At 37.9% G+C, this 16,283-nt stretch carries 16 protein-coding genes; 12 read left to right on the top strand and 4 right to left on the bottom strand.

Translation table 11 applies throughout. From position 1 onward, the window contains the following. Positions 1-202: 202 nt before the first annotated feature. From potA to FH976_RS01835, 4 genes are all read left to right on the top strand, one after another. Positions 203-1,345 (top strand): spermidine/putrescine ABC transporter ATP-binding protein PotA, encoded by a 1,143-nt coding sequence (potA, locus tag FH976_RS01850; protein ID WP_194089209.1) that lies wholly within the window; start codon positions 203-205, stop codon positions 1,343-1,345. 1 nt (position 1,346) lies between these two features. Continuing rightward, on the top strand, positions 1,347-2,204 hold the full coding sequence (gene potB, locus FH976_RS01845; RefSeq protein WP_194089208.1) for a spermidine/putrescine ABC transporter permease PotB: 858 nt from the start codon (positions 1,347-1,349) through the stop codon (positions 2,202-2,204). Further along, positions 2,204-2,992: a spermidine/putrescine ABC transporter permease PotC gene (gene potC, locus FH976_RS01840; protein WP_194089207.1), complete on the top strand. Its 789-nt coding sequence runs from the start codon at positions 2,204-2,206 to the stop codon at positions 2,990-2,992. The genes potB and potC overlap by 1 nt, the downstream gene beginning before the upstream one ends. Positions 2,993-3,118: 126 nt before the next feature. After that, positions 3,119-4,162, top strand: a complete 1,044-nt coding sequence (locus FH976_RS01835; protein ID WP_194089206.1) for an extracellular solute-binding protein — start codon at positions 3,119-3,121, stop codon at positions 4,160-4,162. Between the two features lie 105 nt (positions 4,163-4,267). On the opposite strand, the gene cobB is transcribed toward FH976_RS01835, so the two are convergent. Next, entirely contained in the window at positions 4,268-4,984 is a 717-nt protein-coding gene (gene cobB, locus FH976_RS01830; protein WP_194089205.1) for a Sir2 family NAD+-dependent deacetylase, read from the bottom strand. 279 nt (positions 4,985-5,263) lie between these two features. Between cobB and FH976_RS01825 the strand changes: the two genes are divergently transcribed. From FH976_RS01825 to FH976_RS01815, 3 genes are all read left to right on the top strand, one after another. Next, positions 5,264-7,615 carry an ATP-binding protein gene (locus tag FH976_RS01825; protein WP_194089204.1) on the top strand — a complete coding sequence of 784 codons (2,352 nt, stop codon included), beginning with the start codon at positions 5,264-5,266 and terminating at the stop codon, positions 7,613-7,615. Position 7,616: 1 nt separating this feature from the next. Then, entirely contained in the window at positions 7,617-8,507 is an 891-nt protein-coding gene (locus FH976_RS01820; protein WP_194089203.1) for a mechanosensitive ion channel family protein, read from the top strand. A gap of 135 nt (positions 8,508-8,642) precedes the next feature. Continuing rightward, entirely contained in the window at positions 8,643-8,912 is a 270-nt protein-coding gene (locus FH976_RS01815) for a DUF2960 family protein (RefSeq protein WP_194089202.1), read from the top strand. Positions 8,913-8,961: 49 nt separating this feature from the next. Here the strand turns inward: FH976_RS01815 and nagK are convergent, their stop codons facing one another. Continuing rightward, entirely contained in the window at positions 8,962-9,885 is a 924-nt protein-coding gene (gene nagK / locus FH976_RS01810; protein ID WP_194089201.1) for an N-acetylglucosamine kinase, read from the bottom strand. A gap of 222 nt (positions 9,886-10,107) precedes the next feature. On the opposite strand from nagK, the gene FH976_RS01805 reads away from it, so the two are divergent. The 4 genes from FH976_RS01805 to FH976_RS01790 all read left to right on the top strand — a co-directional run bounded on the left by FH976_RS01805 (position 10,108) and on the right by FH976_RS01790 (position 13,750). Then, positions 10,108-10,581, top strand: a complete 474-nt coding sequence (locus tag FH976_RS01805; RefSeq protein ID WP_194089200.1) for a C40 family peptidase — start codon at positions 10,108-10,110, stop codon at positions 10,579-10,581. 199 nt (positions 10,582-10,780) lie between these two features. Further along, a complete protein-coding gene (locus FH976_RS01800) occupies positions 10,781-11,650 on the top strand; it encodes a fructosamine kinase family protein (protein WP_194089199.1) in 870 nt (289 codons plus the stop codon). Between the two features lie 383 nt (positions 11,651-12,033). Next, positions 12,034-12,267: a CPXCG motif-containing cysteine-rich protein gene (locus FH976_RS01795; RefSeq protein ID WP_194089198.1), complete on the top strand. Its 234-nt coding sequence runs from the start codon at positions 12,034-12,036 to the stop codon at positions 12,265-12,267. Positions 12,268-12,376: 109 nt separating this feature from the next. Continuing rightward, a complete protein-coding gene (locus FH976_RS01790; protein WP_194089197.1) occupies positions 12,377-13,750 on the top strand; it encodes an MATE family efflux transporter in 1,374 nt (457 codons plus the stop codon). Positions 13,751-13,829: 79 nt separating this feature from the next. Here the strand turns inward: FH976_RS01790 and FH976_RS01785 are convergent, their stop codons facing one another. Then, entirely contained in the window at positions 13,830-14,726 is an 897-nt protein-coding gene (locus tag FH976_RS01785) for a DNA ligase (RefSeq protein ID WP_194089196.1), read from the bottom strand. Positions 14,727-14,977: 251 nt separating this feature from the next. Here FH976_RS01785 and hxpB point away from each other — a divergent pair, with 251 nt between their 5' ends. Next, positions 14,978-15,631 carry a hexitol phosphatase HxpB gene (hxpB, locus tag FH976_RS01780; protein ID WP_194089195.1) on the top strand — a complete coding sequence of 218 codons (654 nt, stop codon included), beginning with the start codon at positions 14,978-14,980 and terminating at the stop codon, positions 15,629-15,631. Between the two features lie 129 nt (positions 15,632-15,760). Here the strand turns inward: hxpB and FH976_RS01775 are convergent, their stop codons facing one another. Further along, positions 15,761-16,255: an outer membrane beta-barrel protein gene (locus FH976_RS01775; protein ID WP_194089194.1), complete on the bottom strand. Its 495-nt coding sequence runs from the start codon at positions 16,253-16,255 to the stop codon at positions 15,761-15,763. Positions 16,256-16,283: the final 28 nt, after the last annotated feature.

Genomic DNA, 16,283 nt, shown 5'->3' with positions numbered 1-16,283 from the left:
TAAAACAATAAATAGGAATTTAATGTCAACTTTTTTGAAATCATCAAAACAATAGAGGATAATGCCCGGCTTACTTGTAAACATTCCGTCCTAGCCATTATTTAACTGTAAACCGCTAGAAAATGTCTGCAATGGCGACTATGATGCGCCCTCAAATTTTTGTGTTGAGCAATACTTTTCTTTCTAGGGAGAAATACCGAAATTGAATGTTGAACAGTTACATAGATCTACAGTTATTACACTAACTGGCATAAGTAAGTCTTTTGATGACAAAACTATCATTGAAAACTTAGATCTAAACGTCAATCATGGTGAATTTTTAACCATACTTGGTCCATCTGGCTGTGGGAAAACTACAGTTTTACGAATGATTGCAGGATTTGAAACCGTTGATTGCGGCAAAATATTACTGGCAAATGAAGATGTGACGCAACTTCCCCCAGAACAACGACATGTCAACACTGTATTTCAGAGCTATGCTTTATTTCCACATATGTCCGTCTATGAAAATGTAGCTTTTGGTTTGCGTATGCAAAAAGTAGCGGATTTGGAAATTGAGACTCGTGTCATTGATGCTTTAAAAATGGTTCGACTTGAGAACATGGCACAAAGACAGCCTCACCAACTCTCAGGTGGACAACAACAACGCATTGCGATCGCGCGCGCTGTTGTGAATAAACCCAAAGTACTCCTACTAGATGAATCCCTCTCTGCACTAGATTATAAATTGCGAAAACAAATGCAGCTCGAATTAAAGCGACTGCAACGCCAACTTGGGATCACCTTTATTTTTGTTACTCATGATCAAGAAGAAGCTCTCTCTATGTCAGATCGTATTATCGTAATGCGAGATGGCGTAATAGAACAAGATGGCTCTCCACGTGAAATTTATGAAGAACCTCGAAACTTATTTGTGGCAAGTTTTATCGGTGAGATAAACGTTTTCAATGCGACCGTCATTCGTAGGCTTGATGAAAATACGATTCTTGCTTCCATTGAAGGCTGTGAATCTGTTGTGCATTTCAAAAAATCAGTACGACAAGGGCAAGAGTTGAAAGTCCTACTTCGACCTGAAGATATTCGTATTGAAGAAATTCAAGAATCTGAAGGTAACGGCATTGTAGGGCATGTCACAGAACGAACCTATAAGGGCGTGACTTTAGATTCTGTTGTAGAACTTGAAGAGTCTGGCATGCGAGTGATGGTCAGTGAGTTTTTCAATGAAGATGACCCCGATGTTGATCACTCGATTGGCCAAAAAGTATCAATTACTTGGGTCGAAAGCTGGGAAGTTGTGCTTCCTGATGAATCTGAAACACTCCAATCTATCGCGGGCACTGAATAGCATGATGAAGAAAATCAATCTTCAAAACAGCATTATATTCTTGATTGTGTCATGGTTAATGTTGTTTGTTTTTATTCCAAACATTATGATCATCATCACTAGCTTTTTAACGCGTGATGATGCCAACTTAATCGATCTAACATTCACTTTACACAACTATGCACGCCTGCTTGATCCGCTTTATGCAAAAGTCATGCTTCACTCGCTATACATGGCAGTCATAGCAACCGGATTATGCTTGTTCATTGGGTACCCTTTTGCTTATATTGTGGCAAAAATGCCAGAGAAAATGCGTCCAATTATGTTATTTCTCGTCATCGTACCCTTTTGGACTAATTCCCTTATCCGTACTTATGGATTAAAAGTTGTGCTGGGAACACAAGGAATTTTAAATAAAAGCCTAATCGCGATTGGGCTCATTGAGCACCCGATTCGTATTATGTATACAGAAGTCGCAGTTATGGTTGGATTAGTTTATATATTACTTCCGTTTATGATTCTGCCGCTCTACTCTGCCATTGAAAAACTGGATCGAACTTATATCGAGGCGGCAAGAGATCTTGGTGCTAATAAAATTCAAACCCTTCTTAAAGTCATACTACCTCTCACTATGCCCGGTATTATTGGTGGCTGTTTATTAGTATTATTGCCCGCTTTAGGGATGTTTTATGTTTCTGATTTATTAGGTGGTGCTAAAAACCTATTGATCGGGAATGTCATTAAAAGCCAAGTACTCAACGCTCGTGATTGGCCGTTTGGCGCCGCAACCAGCATCGCGCTCACTCTTGTTATGGCATTCATGCTTTATGCCTATTATCGCGCAGGAAAATTGCTCAACAGAAAAGTGGAGTTAGACTAATGGCCAACAAAGTCGGCGCTAAGGTTATTAAGTCCAGTTTTATGAGCTTGGTCTACCTATTTTTATATTTACCTATTTTAGTTTTAATTGCTAATTCCTTTAATACGAGTCGATTTGGCATTCGTTGGGATGGCTTTACCACAAAATGGTATGGCGATTTATTGCATAATGATAGCCTTATTCAAGCCGCTGGGCATTCGATTACCATTGCTGTAATTTCCTCAACGGCTGCAACTATCATCGGTAGCCTGACGGCTGTTGCTTTATTCCGCTATCGGTTTAAAGGTAAAGGTGCGGTGAATGGATTGTTATTCATTGTAATGATGTCACCTGATATTGTGATGGCTATTTCTTTGTTAGCCTTATTTTTGGTCGTTGGTTTTCAATTAGGGTTACTAACATTACTCATATCGCATATCACTTTTTGCTTACCTTTTGTCGTTGTGACCGTTTACAGTCGACTAAAAGGGTTTGATGTGAAGATGCTAGAAGCGGCAAAAGATCTTGGGGCCAGTGAGTGGGTTATTTTAAAACGAATCCTATTACCTTTAGCTAAACCTGCGGTTGCCGCCGGCTGGCTACTAAGTTTTACGTTATCATTAGACGATGTCATCATTAGCTCATTTGTGACTGGGCCTAGTTATGAAATACTACCTTTAAAAATCTATTCCATGGTTAAAGTCGGCATTTCACCTGAAGTGAACGCTTTAGCAACAGTTATGCTGATAGTGTCTTTAATTCTAGTCGTTTGCTCTCAGTTAATTGCCAGAGATAGGGCTCGATCATAAGTATGATTTTGTAATGGTTAACATTTTTCATAAATACTGAATAAGGCTTTAAAAAAACCTTAATCTAACTATACTTCACACTATTTTTAATATGCATAAAACTACGATTCACACTGGGGGATACAAATGAAACCATGGTCTAAGTTACTTGTAGGCGCAGCATTGGCTGGCTCATTAACGGCAAACTATGCGCTGGCAGATGACAATGAACTCTATTTTTATAATTGGTCAGAGTATATCCCTAGTGAGATCTTACAAGAATTCACCAAAGAAACGGGAATCAAGGTTATTTATTCGACTTATGAGTCTAATGAATCCATGTATGCCAAATTAAAAACCCAAGGCAAAGGCTATGACCTAGTTGTTCCTTCTACTTATTTTGTCGCAAAAATGAGAAAAGAAGGCATGTTACAGCCAATAGATAAATCGAAACTAACAAATTTTGATGGTTTAGACCCAAACTATTTAAATAAACCGTTTGATCCAAATAATGACTACTCGATCCCTTATATTTGGGGCGCAACGGGCATTGGCATAAACACCGATATGCTAGACACAAAATCCATCCATAAATGGGCTGATTTATGGGATTCAAAATGGATTGGTCAATTAATGATGATGGATGATCCTCGTGAAGTATTCCAAGTAGCATTAACAAAACTTGGCTATTCGGCTAATTCAACTGATCCAGAAGAAATCAAACAAGCTTATGAGGAGTTAAAAAAACTGATGCCTAACGTATTAGTTTTTAATTCAGATAACCCTGCGAATCCGTATATGGCAGGTGAAACTTCTTTAGGGATGATTTGGAATGGTTCTGCTTACGCGGCTCGTAAGGATGGAGCACCTATTCATATTATTTGGCCAGAAAAAGGGACAATATTCTGGATGGATAGCCTAGCTATTCCTGCTGGGTCTAAAAATGTTGATGCCGCACATAAGATGATTAATTTCTTATTACGTCCTGATAACGCTGCTAAAATTGCTTTAGAAATTGGTTACCCAACACCAGTAAAGGCCGCTTATCCACTTCTTCCGAAAGATTTTATTGAGGATCAAGATGTATTCCCTCCTCAAAAAGTCTTTGACAGTGGCGAGTGGCAAAACGATGTTGGTGAATCAAATGTTTTATATGAGCAATACTTTCAAAAGCTAAAAGTTGATATGTAGTTCAGAGTCCCTTATCTCGGACGAGTCACCTTAAAATCAAAAGCTTGCAGATTATTGCAAGCTTTTTTACTTTCTAGCTTTACTGAGAGGTATCTATAGAATCAATTAAATATTACCCAATAGCTCTCTGACCAATTTAGGGACTTCAATACTGGCTTTACCATAGCGCTTTTCAGCAAATTCACTTTCAACTGCACTTGGCTCTAAGTTAAGCTCGATGGTATAGGCCCCATGCATTTTAGCATCATGAACAAAACCGGCCGCAGGATACACCACACCCGATGTTCCAATCGAAATGAATAGATCAGCTTGTTCTACTGCTGAATAAATTTCTGCCATACGTAGTGGCATCTCTCCAAACCAAACAATATGTGGCCGTAATGGATTCGGTATTTGGCAACAATGACACAGGTCATTTGTCGTTAAATCACCAATTTGATCAATGACTTGGTTTGATTCAGGACACCGGGCTTTAAACAACTCCCCATGCATATGGATGATCTGCTGGCTCCCGGATTTTTCATGTAAGTTATCAATATTTTGAGTGATAACGGTTACTTTTCCATCTAGTTCACTTTCTAATTGGGCAAGTGCTAAATGCGCCAAATTAGGCTGAATATTAATATCATGTAAGCTCTGGCGGCGTTGGTTATAAAAATTTTGTACGAGCTCAGGGTTTGCCTGATAACCTTCAGGCGTTGCAACATCATCAATACAATGGTTTTCCCATAAACCATCTTGGGATCGAAATGTTTGAATACCCGACTCAGCTGAAATCCCTGCCCCAGTTAATATGACAATATTTTGATAAGGAAAATGCATTTTTAGTCCTTTAAATTTTGGTGACAGTACAACTACACAGTATATTCGCTACAGACAGGATATTAACTCTAACTTACCTTGTTTTCGAAAAAGGATAAAATTAGGGTTTTAATTATTGAGCGCTAACTCTCTTATTTTATCAAACCTATATAATTTCGTATAAATTAAATAACGATTAAATAAAATCGATGTTTATTAAAAAATAACAACTATGATTAATATCTATAGTGTAATATCGCGCTAATTATCAGTGCTATCAAATAGTTAAAAGTGGCTTTTATGGGCAGAATTCATCCAATATTATGTATATTATTAATCACATTCTCGTTTACTGCACAAGCAGAATGGGAGTCTATGCCTACGGCGAAGAAGCAACCAGAGATTTCTTCTGAGGCTCAACGTATTGCTGAAGATGTATCCGCATTGCCTGATCCACTTTTTATGTCTGACAATGATCGTAGTAAGGTCGATGAATTACTTTCTGCAACGTTATATCAAATAGACCACGGTACGACCCAGTTTGATCAATCTTTATCCAAATATAGGAGAATGGAAGGGAAAGCCGTCTGGTTTGAAACTCAAGAATATTATTTATCACTACACAGTTTTAGTGAGTCTAAACAACAACTTCTTAAACTAGCGAATAGTAATATTTTTCATAAACTGACAGGATTTGGACCTTATGGCGTAACTCAATTCAAATCTGAATTGCACCTAACCCAATTGAATGCTCAATATCTCATTTTTTTTCAATATCAAAGTTTTAAAGCATTTTTAATTGATTTAACCATTTCCCCTGTTCCTGTGATTGTAATGTTGGTAAAGCTATTTTTAGTCTATCTAGGCTTATCTTGGTGGTTAAGAAATAGTAGCGATATCATTAAACAATTTCGTAAAGCAAAACTTGAAACCACTACACCACCATCACTTCTCATTCGTTTCATTTGGTATATCAGTAAAGCGAATCGCCCTATCGCATGGTTAATTGCGATTACCGTCTCTTTAGATATTTTAGCGACACTTCAGAGCCTGCAGCATGTGAAATTCTTGGGCATATTTACTTGGTGGGTGTTGGGTGGCTCTATTGCTGTTAAGTTTATTTTAGAATTTGCTTATCGTAATAGTCGTAGTACTACAAAAGAAATGACCGCTATTCGTTTATCTAGTATCCGTTACTATGTTTGGAGCGCAATCGGTGCTGGCGTGATACTGCAAATGACAAAAACAACCATTGGTGAAGGCACTATATATCACTGGGTTTCGAGCTTGTTATCACTCTGGTTTTTATTAATTACTGTGGTTGTACTTCGTAAATGGAAACCTTATGTTTTTAGTGAAACTAACCAAAATATGGATCATCCTGTATGGGCTCAGTGGGCAATAAATAAAAAAGATAGTTTTGGACTATCAACCATCTCCGTTTTTATTATGACGTTTTGGTTAATTTCACGAAACCTAAAGCAATTTGTCATTGCAATCCTTTCCCAATACGCCTTTTTTAGTCAAGCTTTAGCCTATTTATTTAGAATTGAAGTCGCAAAACAGGGTGATAATGGTGGGCAGAATACTAACTTAGTCCAGCTGAAAGGTGATGATATATTTAACTATATTTTACCAGGAAAAGAAGACAGCAAGCTCATTGGCTATGCTTCTGATGAGATTAAGCAACTATCAAAATATATCCTATCCGATAGTCCTGCTATGTGTGTCATTTCAGGTGAGCGAGGGATAGGAACGACCACTTTATTAAAACAAATACTCTATAGAGTAAATAACGCTCAACCAATTTATTTAAACTGTCCTAATGCTGGTTATAATGAGTTAATGTCTGAGTTAGCTGAACAACTTGGTTTGGACAAGGAATCTTCTGACATTCAAATTTTGGCTTACTTAAGAAAAAGTGAGACCTCTTACCTTATCGCAGTTGATAACGCTCAACGCCTTGTAAAACCGATGGTCGGTGGTTTAGTAGGGCTAATGAAGTTCACAAACTTAATGCGTCGCTCTAAGAAAAATCATCGAATTATGATGGCGATTGAAAAATCAAGTTGGCGTTTTGTTGATCGAGCTCGAGGAGAGAGACTCCTATTCGACTTAGTAACATTTATGCCCCGTTGGACTGAGTCTCAGATATCCGAACTACTCGACTCTCGTCTAAATCACGATATCGAAAATCCGGTATCATTTGATGATCTCAATCTTCCTAAGCAGTGGGATCAAGATGATATATCTGAAGAAGAACGTGCAAGGCAGGGATTTTATCGTATTCTTTGGCATTATTCGGATGGTAACCCAACGGTTGCCCTACGTTTCTTTAGGTTATCGCTACGCCAAGACCAAAAGACAGGCAAAGTCGTTGTTCGGCTTTTCCAAGCACCTGAATCGGAAGAATTAGAGAAAATGCCAAAACCTATGCTCGCCATTTTACGTTCCATCGTTCAATTGGAAGTATCAACACCAGAGGAACTATCTGAATGCACTCAGTTAACCATTCCTGAAGTTATCGGGACATTACGCTACTTTGAAAGTCGTAACTATATTGAATGGTCTGGTGACAAAGCAAAAATTTCTGACCATTGGTATCGATATATAACAAATGCCCTACATCGTCAGCACTTATTGGTGAAATAGCATGAAAAAAACTCTTCTTTTTATTATTTTATTTTCAATTAATAGTGTGGCTTTTGCGGAAGGTGAAAGCATAGATAGCCACTTAGAAAATATTGCGCAGTTTACAAACCTTGTTCGCTGGGGTGGCGTTGTATTTTCTTTTATTATCGTGATTGCTGCATGGATTTTATTACGCTTTACCAATAAGCTAGTTGATACCTTTAGTACTCAATTTGTACAATACAGAATGGTACTGCAAAAGCTTCAATCCTTTTTCCAGTTCTTTGTATATATGACCGCGGGCATTACCGTGTTTATGATGAGTTTTCGCATCAATGAACAAATACTGACACTCATTGGCGGCACTCTGGCAGTATCGATAGGCTTCGCCCTAAAAGATCTTGCTGCTTCTTTTATTGCAGGTCTTACGGTTATGATTGATCGTCCTTTTCAGGTCGGTGACCGCGTCACATTCGAAGGTAATTATGGTGATATCATTACTATCGGTTTGCGATCTGTTCGTATGCGTACATTAACGGATGACATCATTACCATACCCAATAATAAGTTTTTAAGTGAGGTCACCATGAGCGGAAACTATGGTGCACTAGATATGCAATGTGTGATCCCTTTTTACATCGGTATGGATCAAGACATTCTTCTTGCGCGTGATTTAATTCAAGAAGCAGCCTCCTCTAGCCGTTACATTCACTTACCTAAGCCAGTTGTTGTGTTAGTTAACCAAGAAATGGCCGATAATTACTTAGCAATCAAACTAACATGTAAAGCTTATGTGGTAGATACGTTTTATGAAAAATTATTTGAAACCGATATCACATTAAGAGTAATGAAAGAGTTTAGGCAACATAATATCCAGCCACCTCAGATCGCGGTACGTACAAACCAAATTTAGTGCTATTGCGTGAACATAGACAAGTCCAAGGTGAACATTTTGGGCTTTTTTACACTGATTAGTAAACAAAATTAGATTCGTGTTTAGGATAGCTTTATACTCCGACTCAACATGCATCTAATCAAATGAGTTCTTATGTCTCGTATTATTGCTTACACCTACAAAAATGAAGAAAAGACCTTACCTTTTAGCTATCGTGAATATCACAGTATTCACGAAGCAGTAGCCGCGAATGAAGGGATTGATATCAAAGAGTATTTAAAGATGGAGCAATCCATTGAAGCGGTTTCCGACACTAAAGCAGTTAGAAGCTACCGTGATGCTCATTTTGCCAAGCTAGGCTTTGGTCGTATTACCTTGCTACCAAAAGAAAACATGGGAATTGGTCACAAGAAAAAATCATAAAAAAGAGGTCAGTAGACCTCTTTTTTATATTAAAACTAACGTAAAAAAATTAACTAATGTTTAAAAATGCAGCGCCACGCACACCACCTGAATCACCATATTTTGCTTTTAATATTTTAGGCACTTTTCCAATAGGCAGTAAATATTTAGGGATACGTTTTGGCATTTCCTGATAAATTAAATCGTAGTTAGATAAACCACCGCCAAGTACTACTACGTTAGGATCGAAAGCAGTAAAAATATTCCCTAAACAAATAGCAAGCAACTCCATAAAACGCTCAACATGTTCAACCGCTTTTGCTTCCCCTTCCGCTTGTCGTTGAATCAATTCTATTGCTTTTACTCGTTCACCATAATAATGCTCATAAAGTTGCTCAAAGCCACGGCCAGACAAATAATTATCGATACAACCTTGTTTATCACAACCACAACCAAATAATGGCGCCTCTTTATCTAGTGAGCTATTTTGTAAATGCAACCAACCATCTAATGGCATACGAGTATGACCAATTTCGCCAGCAACATGACTTCGCCCCGCAACGACATGACCATTGATGACAATACCACCACCAAACCCTGTACCTAAAATTAACCCAAGCACACTTTCTTCGCCTTGGTGTTCTTGATCCCATGCTTCAGATAGAGCAAAACAGTTAGCATCATTCGCTATTTTTACCGGACGTTGTACTAAAGCTTCAAGGTCCTTACGTAAAAACTGTCCTTTGGCTGCCGGAACGTTTGATGTAAGGAGCGCACCATCATCAACACTCTCCATACCAGGAATTCCGATCCCTATTGACCCCTCAACCCCAAACTCAAAATCATATTTCTTAACTAAGTCAGATAATATCACTAACAAAGCTTGATAATCATTACCAGGAGTTGGAACTCGTTCCGTCGCCATGCGTTTTAATTCATGATCAAAAGCACCAAATTCAATTTTAGTGCCTCCTACATCAAAACCGTAATACATCCTGTTTCTCCCAAAGTCTTATATTATTTTAAAATTGAACTTGTTGATTATTATCCACAAAGTCTTGGTGCAAACCGTGATTAATTACCACTTTGAAAATGATAAGAAACTGATTGCTCATAAATACTGCATTTATCTCGTTATAAATAGCCAAATTGTTGTTGATCGGTTTAATTCCCTATAAAGTACGGTATTAATTTGATCCACATTACGGATACTTTCATGCCACTTTCTATCCGCTATTTTATTTGTTTTATTCTTTTTTCCATTGCAGGATGTTCATCAACACCGCCTCAACCATTGCCTTATACCAATACCGAAAAAGAAGAAATAGATTCGCTTTATCAAAGTTGGGTTGGTGTTCCTTACCAATTTGGTGGTCAAAATCGTTCAGGCATTGATTGTTCTGCTTTTATGCAGGTTACCGTTATGTCGTTATATCAATTAGAACTTCCACGTACAACCGAGCAACAAAGTAAGAAAGGTCGGTACATTCCAGAAAATCAGGCCGCTTTTGGTGATCTCATCTTTTTTAAAACCGGCTGGAATCAACGCCACGTCGGGTTTTATTTAGGTAATAAACAATTCATGCACGCTTCATCTTCACAGGGCGTCATTATTTCACGAACGGACAATCCTTACTGGGCTAGTGCCTTCTGGCAATTTCGACGAATCACTCCAGTGATTAAAGGATAATTTTCAATCTATTCATGAAGAAATATCGTAATTACTCACGCTCAAATTAGCGAAATAGAAATATTAATAAAAAGTCTAACCGTAAACAAAAAAAGTATTTTTAGCAGATAAGTTAATGTTATTTTTGCGGAACAGTTCTCTAAACGTAAAGATAAGCTAAGCTAAGGTAGTACCAGATTATTTCCGTTCAGGAGGTCTTATGTGGCAAGCTATCTCACAGCAACTTTCAGATGCAACCGCCTTTGAATTTATTCTTAGAGAAAAAGAAAACCTCAACGGTGGTGAAACTAATGACTGTTATTTAATTGGTGATGGCGAACAACGTTATTTTATAAAACTAAATGATCGGTCTTGTCTCTCAAAATTTGAAGCTGAATTTGAAAATTTATCTGCCTTGAATACAACTTCCACACTTTGTGTTCCTGAACCCATTATTTGTGGTATGACAAAAGAACATTCCTTTTTAATTCTCAATTATTATCCAACCAAACCTCTTAATAAAGATTCTGATTTTTACACATTAGGCCAACAAGTTGCTCGACTCCATTTGTGGGGAGATCAAAAAGAGTTTGGTTATGATGCTGATACTTATGTTGGATTAAATTTGCAACCGAACGCTTGGCATAAAAAATGGCACGTATTTTTTGCGGAGCACCGAATTGGATGGCAATTACAGTTATTGAAAGAGAAAGGTATAGATTTAGGCGATATTAATGAGCTAGTGCAATATGTGAAGAAAACATTAGCAAGTCATCAACCAAAACCTTCACTTTTACATGGTTCGTTAAATCAACAAAACGTTGCTTTATCTCCTATTGGGGCATTATGTTATGACCCTTCCAGCTTTTGGGGGGATCGAGAATATGATATAGCCATAGCCGAATATTATGGGGAAATGAGTCCATCTTTCCTAGAAGGTTATCAATCTATCTACCCTCTTGAAAGCAATTACTCACAGCGAAAGGACATCTATCAATTCTACTATTTACTTTGCCTTTGTAATCAATATGGTGGTGAATACCTTCCTCGATGTATTCATAGAATCACACAATATTTGAACATAGACTAACAAGACGTAAACGATAATTTGTTAATTTTTATTCATAAATATCTTTCATTCAGATTGAGATATCGATCGTAATCAGATGGTAACGACATTCTATAGTTACATTATCTTGTGTCATTTAACTGTGTAGAGGCAGCTATACCGATAATATAACTTTCTTTTTTGGATGTTTAGTCACTATTTTTTTATCTTAACTACATTTAATTTGGTAAGAATCAATCTTTTGGCTTTTTTTGATACATGAACTAACTTAGATCGTTAACCTCTTAACTACACTCATGTTTAGTTTAACCAGTATTTTATAGTTACGCTGAATTTGTTTGATTTATATTGGCTCTATTTTGCAGTTCATCGCGATAAACACGGGAAGTATAGTGAGGAAAGCAATGATAAAATACACAGAAAAAACAGTCGCTTGTCCACATTGTGGTCATGATATTGGATTAACCGTAGACAAATCGACAGGAAGTCAAAACTTCTATGATGATTGCCCTACTTGTAATCACGCTGTCTTTTTAACAATTAAAATAGACACTGAGACAAACAAGGTGCAACTCGCTATTGGTGATGATGACCATTCGTTTTTTAATAATAGCTCGTTACCTTCAAACTCTTTATGACGCTCCTACTTAGGGGCTTTTTTGTTGTAAAATAAATGATTATTTATGTCGCAAATTAGTGACTTAACTATATAATCAGCATCAAATATTTTGCTTATCAGGAGTTTTTGTGCATCGTTACCGTAAAGAAGCGTCAATACTAGTGAAACTCGCAACACCAGTATTATTTGCTTCAGTCGCTCAAACAGGAATGGGGTTTGTCGATACAGTTATGGCCGGTGGCGTTAGCGCAACGGATATGGCTGCTGTGGCCGTAGCTTCTAGCATTTGGCTACCTTCAATCTTATTTGGTATTGGATTACTGTTAGCTTTAGTGCCTGTTATTGCACAATTAAATGGTTCAGGGCGCCAAACTCGAATTGCACATGAAGTGCAGCAAGGGGCCTACCTATCGTTTCTCGTCGCAATTCCAATCATTTTAGTTTTATCTCAAACCCGTCATATTTTATTTGCGATGGATATCGAAACGGTCATGGCAGAAAAAACTAATGGCTATATGTTTGCTATGATTTTTGCTGTACCTGCTTTTTTGCTTTTTCAAACTTTGCGTAGTTTATCTGATGGTTTATCGCTGACTAAACCCGCCATGATATTGGGTTTCCTCGGGCTATTATTAAACATTCCTTTGAACTGGATTTTTGTTTACGGAAAATTTGGGGCACCTGAACTTGGCGCCGTAGGTTGTGGTGTTGCCACCGCTATCGTTTACTGGTTTATGTTCGTGGCAATGTTGTTGTATATTATTAAAGCGAAACGTTTTAAAAACATTCATCTTTTTACAGAGTTCCATAAACCGAACCTTCATTCACTGAAACGATTATTCAGCCTAGGGTTTCCAATTGCTGCCGCTCTATTTTTTGAAGTAACGCTTTTTGCAGTAGTGGCATTAATGGTTGCGCCTTTGGGACCAATAACCGTTGCAGCGCACCAAGTGGCTATTAACTTTTCATCTTTGATTTTTATGCTACCAATGAGTATTGGTGCTGCGGTCAGTATTCGAGTTGGGCATCAACTTGGTGAGCAAAGCGTTGAAGGTGCAAGAATATCTTCTCATGTAGGCTTATTATTTGGATTGTTTACTGCAATAATAACCGCAGTATTAACTGTGGTATATAGTGAACAAATCATTAGTTTATATACTGATAATAATAATGTTGCAGTAGTTGCAATGCATCTTCTTGCCATGGCAGCTATTTATCAGTGTACCGATGCAATTCAAGTGGTCGCTGCAGGGGCACTACGTGGCTATAAAGATATGAGCGCGATCTTTAGTCGTACTCTGCTCTCTTACTGGGGCATTGGTATGCCTTTAGGTTACATCCTGGGCATGACCGATTGGTTAAGCAGTGAACCTCTTGGCATTACGGGATTTTGGATTGGTATTATCATAGGGTTATCGACTGCTGCGCTATTGCTTTCCCACCGTCTACATTGGCTGCACAAACAATCGGATGAAACTCAGCTTAGGTTCTCCGGACGCTGATTCTTTAGCGAATACTACGTGACAAAATAATCTGAAGCAGCAAGGCTAAACCCTTGCCTTGTTGCTTCATTTTTTATTGCTAAAGACTTTCTGACCGAACATGAATAAACCTTGCAAAGCGAGGTAGCCCAGAGCGAGTATAACCATTAAATCTAAACGTTACCTTCTCACCCAATGCAGGTGGCGTGTTACGCAACTCATTCGTCAAACCACTCCCTATATAGAAGCGCTTTCCATCCTTCCATTCAACATAGAGTGAGCCTGTCCTATTTAAATTCTTGCCCTTTCCTGGCTTATAACCAATAACGGTGGCTTCATCATCTTGAAAAGATTTCAATTTTAATAAATCATCAGTGCGTCCACCTTGATAATGGCTCTTTATTTTTCTCAGCATAATACCTTCACCCATTTTAGTTTCTACACTTTGCAGGTTTTGATATAGGAATGCGGTTGAGTCTATTGGAGATTGCTTTACCAATGCTAGATATTGATTATTTGAACGGCTAACAATACGTTGAAGGTGTTGATACCTCTGATCATATGTACCTGATTCGACCAAATCAAAAGCCATATATTGAATGTTTTTCCAATCGTCCTCATCCGGCTTTTGATCTAGAACCGTTCGTTGAACTTGTGAAAAGTGACCTCGACCAGCCCATAACTCTCCATCTAATTTCTCTTTAGGGAGTCCTTGAGTAAACCATTCAGGCGCAATAATGGGCTTGCCTGTCCGGGTAAATAACTGCTCTCCATTCCAAAAGGCTCTAATTCCATCTAACTTTTCACTGTACCAATATTGTTCAATATCAGCGCCTTCATAGAAATCATTCGCTAAAGGCACTGATATATCTTGTCTTTTAACCTCTAAATTATTAAGAACGTTAATATCAGTATCAGCAAAAATCGGAAATGACACCGTCAAACATACTGCTGAGAGAGCGAAACCATATGGATTAATATAAGTGGGCTTCAACATAATTCCTTAAGATCAATCGACCTTATTTTATGAAAAAGAAGTCCATATTAAGCATGTTTACATCCCCAACCTGAGCTTTAATATTAACTTGTGACGCAAATAAAAATAATGATTTATTGATAATCATGCTAATTACACTTCTGCCGTTCGATTAAAAAGCACGCTGTCAATTCTGTTTTTTCCAAGGTCGGTAGGAAGTCCATAATCATGATGCTAGACTGAAATAAATCTAATAAGTAAGAGTACATGACATGATTAAAGCGGCTGTGTTTGATATGGATGGTTTGATGATTGATTCGGAACCGTTTTGGCAACAAGCTCAACTTGAAGTATTCCCTCTCGTTGGGGTAGAAATTACATTGCAAGATACCATCAACACAACGGGCATCCGTATCGACCAAATAGTTGAAATATATTACCGTGAACAACCTTGGGAAGGAAAAAGCTGCCAAGAAGTATGTGATATGGTTTTATCTCGTGTTATTGAACTCGTTAAAGAGCACAAACCTATGATGCCGGGATTATTTCATGCATTGGAAGTTTGTCAGCAACACAACTTAAAAATTGCTCTAGCCTCTTCTTCACCAATGGTTTTAATACAAGCAGCTTTAGATGCTCTAGAGTTAGATGGTGTTTTTGAAGCGGTTTTATCGGCAGAAGGATTGCCCTATGGAAAACCACATCCTGAGGTCTATTTAAATGCAGCGACTGCGTTAGAAGTATCGCCTCTTGATTGTGTCGCTTTAGAAGACTCTTTTACCGGTTTACTTGCTGCAAAATCTGCACAAATGAAAACTATCGTGATACCTGAGGCTTCCGTCCGTGAACAACCCCACTTTGTAATTGCTGATCACAACTTGAATTCACTAAACGATATTACACCTGAATTATTAAGCGCTTTATAGCGATATCAGGATAAATAAAAACAGCTCGTATCTTTTGAAGATAACGAGCTGTTTACTACCAGTAATAAATTGCTGACCTAAAAGGCTGCACCTTACATACTGGGTTTAAATCTTATAATAAAATCACTGTTATAAGAAATGGAATGTAGCACTAACGGTATAGGTATTCGCTTTAAATTTATCAAAACCAAAACTGTTGTAAGCCAAACCTAAAGATAATGAACCACCAGGTAAACTATCAAAAACTGTGTATTCAACACCTGCGCCGTACATTACGTCGTAGCCATCATCACTTTCTTTAGTAGAACCTGAAGTAACATCATATTTATTTGCGCCCAACTTGCCATAAAACTCAAGTGGACCAACATTAATACTTGGTTTAATACCTAAATATAAAGCCGTTAGATCTGAGCCTTCTGAACTACCTAAATCCCAGTAACCCGCTTCAACACCGATAAACGGAAGAATACCGGTACCAACATTTAAGCCATATACGCTATGGCTATCTGTACCATTTTCAGTGTAATCCGCAACGCCATAGTTTGCACCAGCATATAACCATGAGTCAGCAGAAGCTGAAGTCGCAACCGTTGCTAGTGCTAAAGCTAACAATGTTCTTTTCATATCGATTCCTTCGAGATTGATGCGAGTT

It is taken from the genome of Vibrio hibernica (genome assembly GCF_015223435.1).
In the GTDB taxonomy this organism is placed as follows: Bacteria; Pseudomonadota; Gammaproteobacteria; order Enterobacterales; family Vibrionaceae; genus Vibrio; species Vibrio hibernica.
Note: the sequence above shows the minus strand (reverse complement) of the source record. Positions and strands in the feature narration are given on the sequence as shown.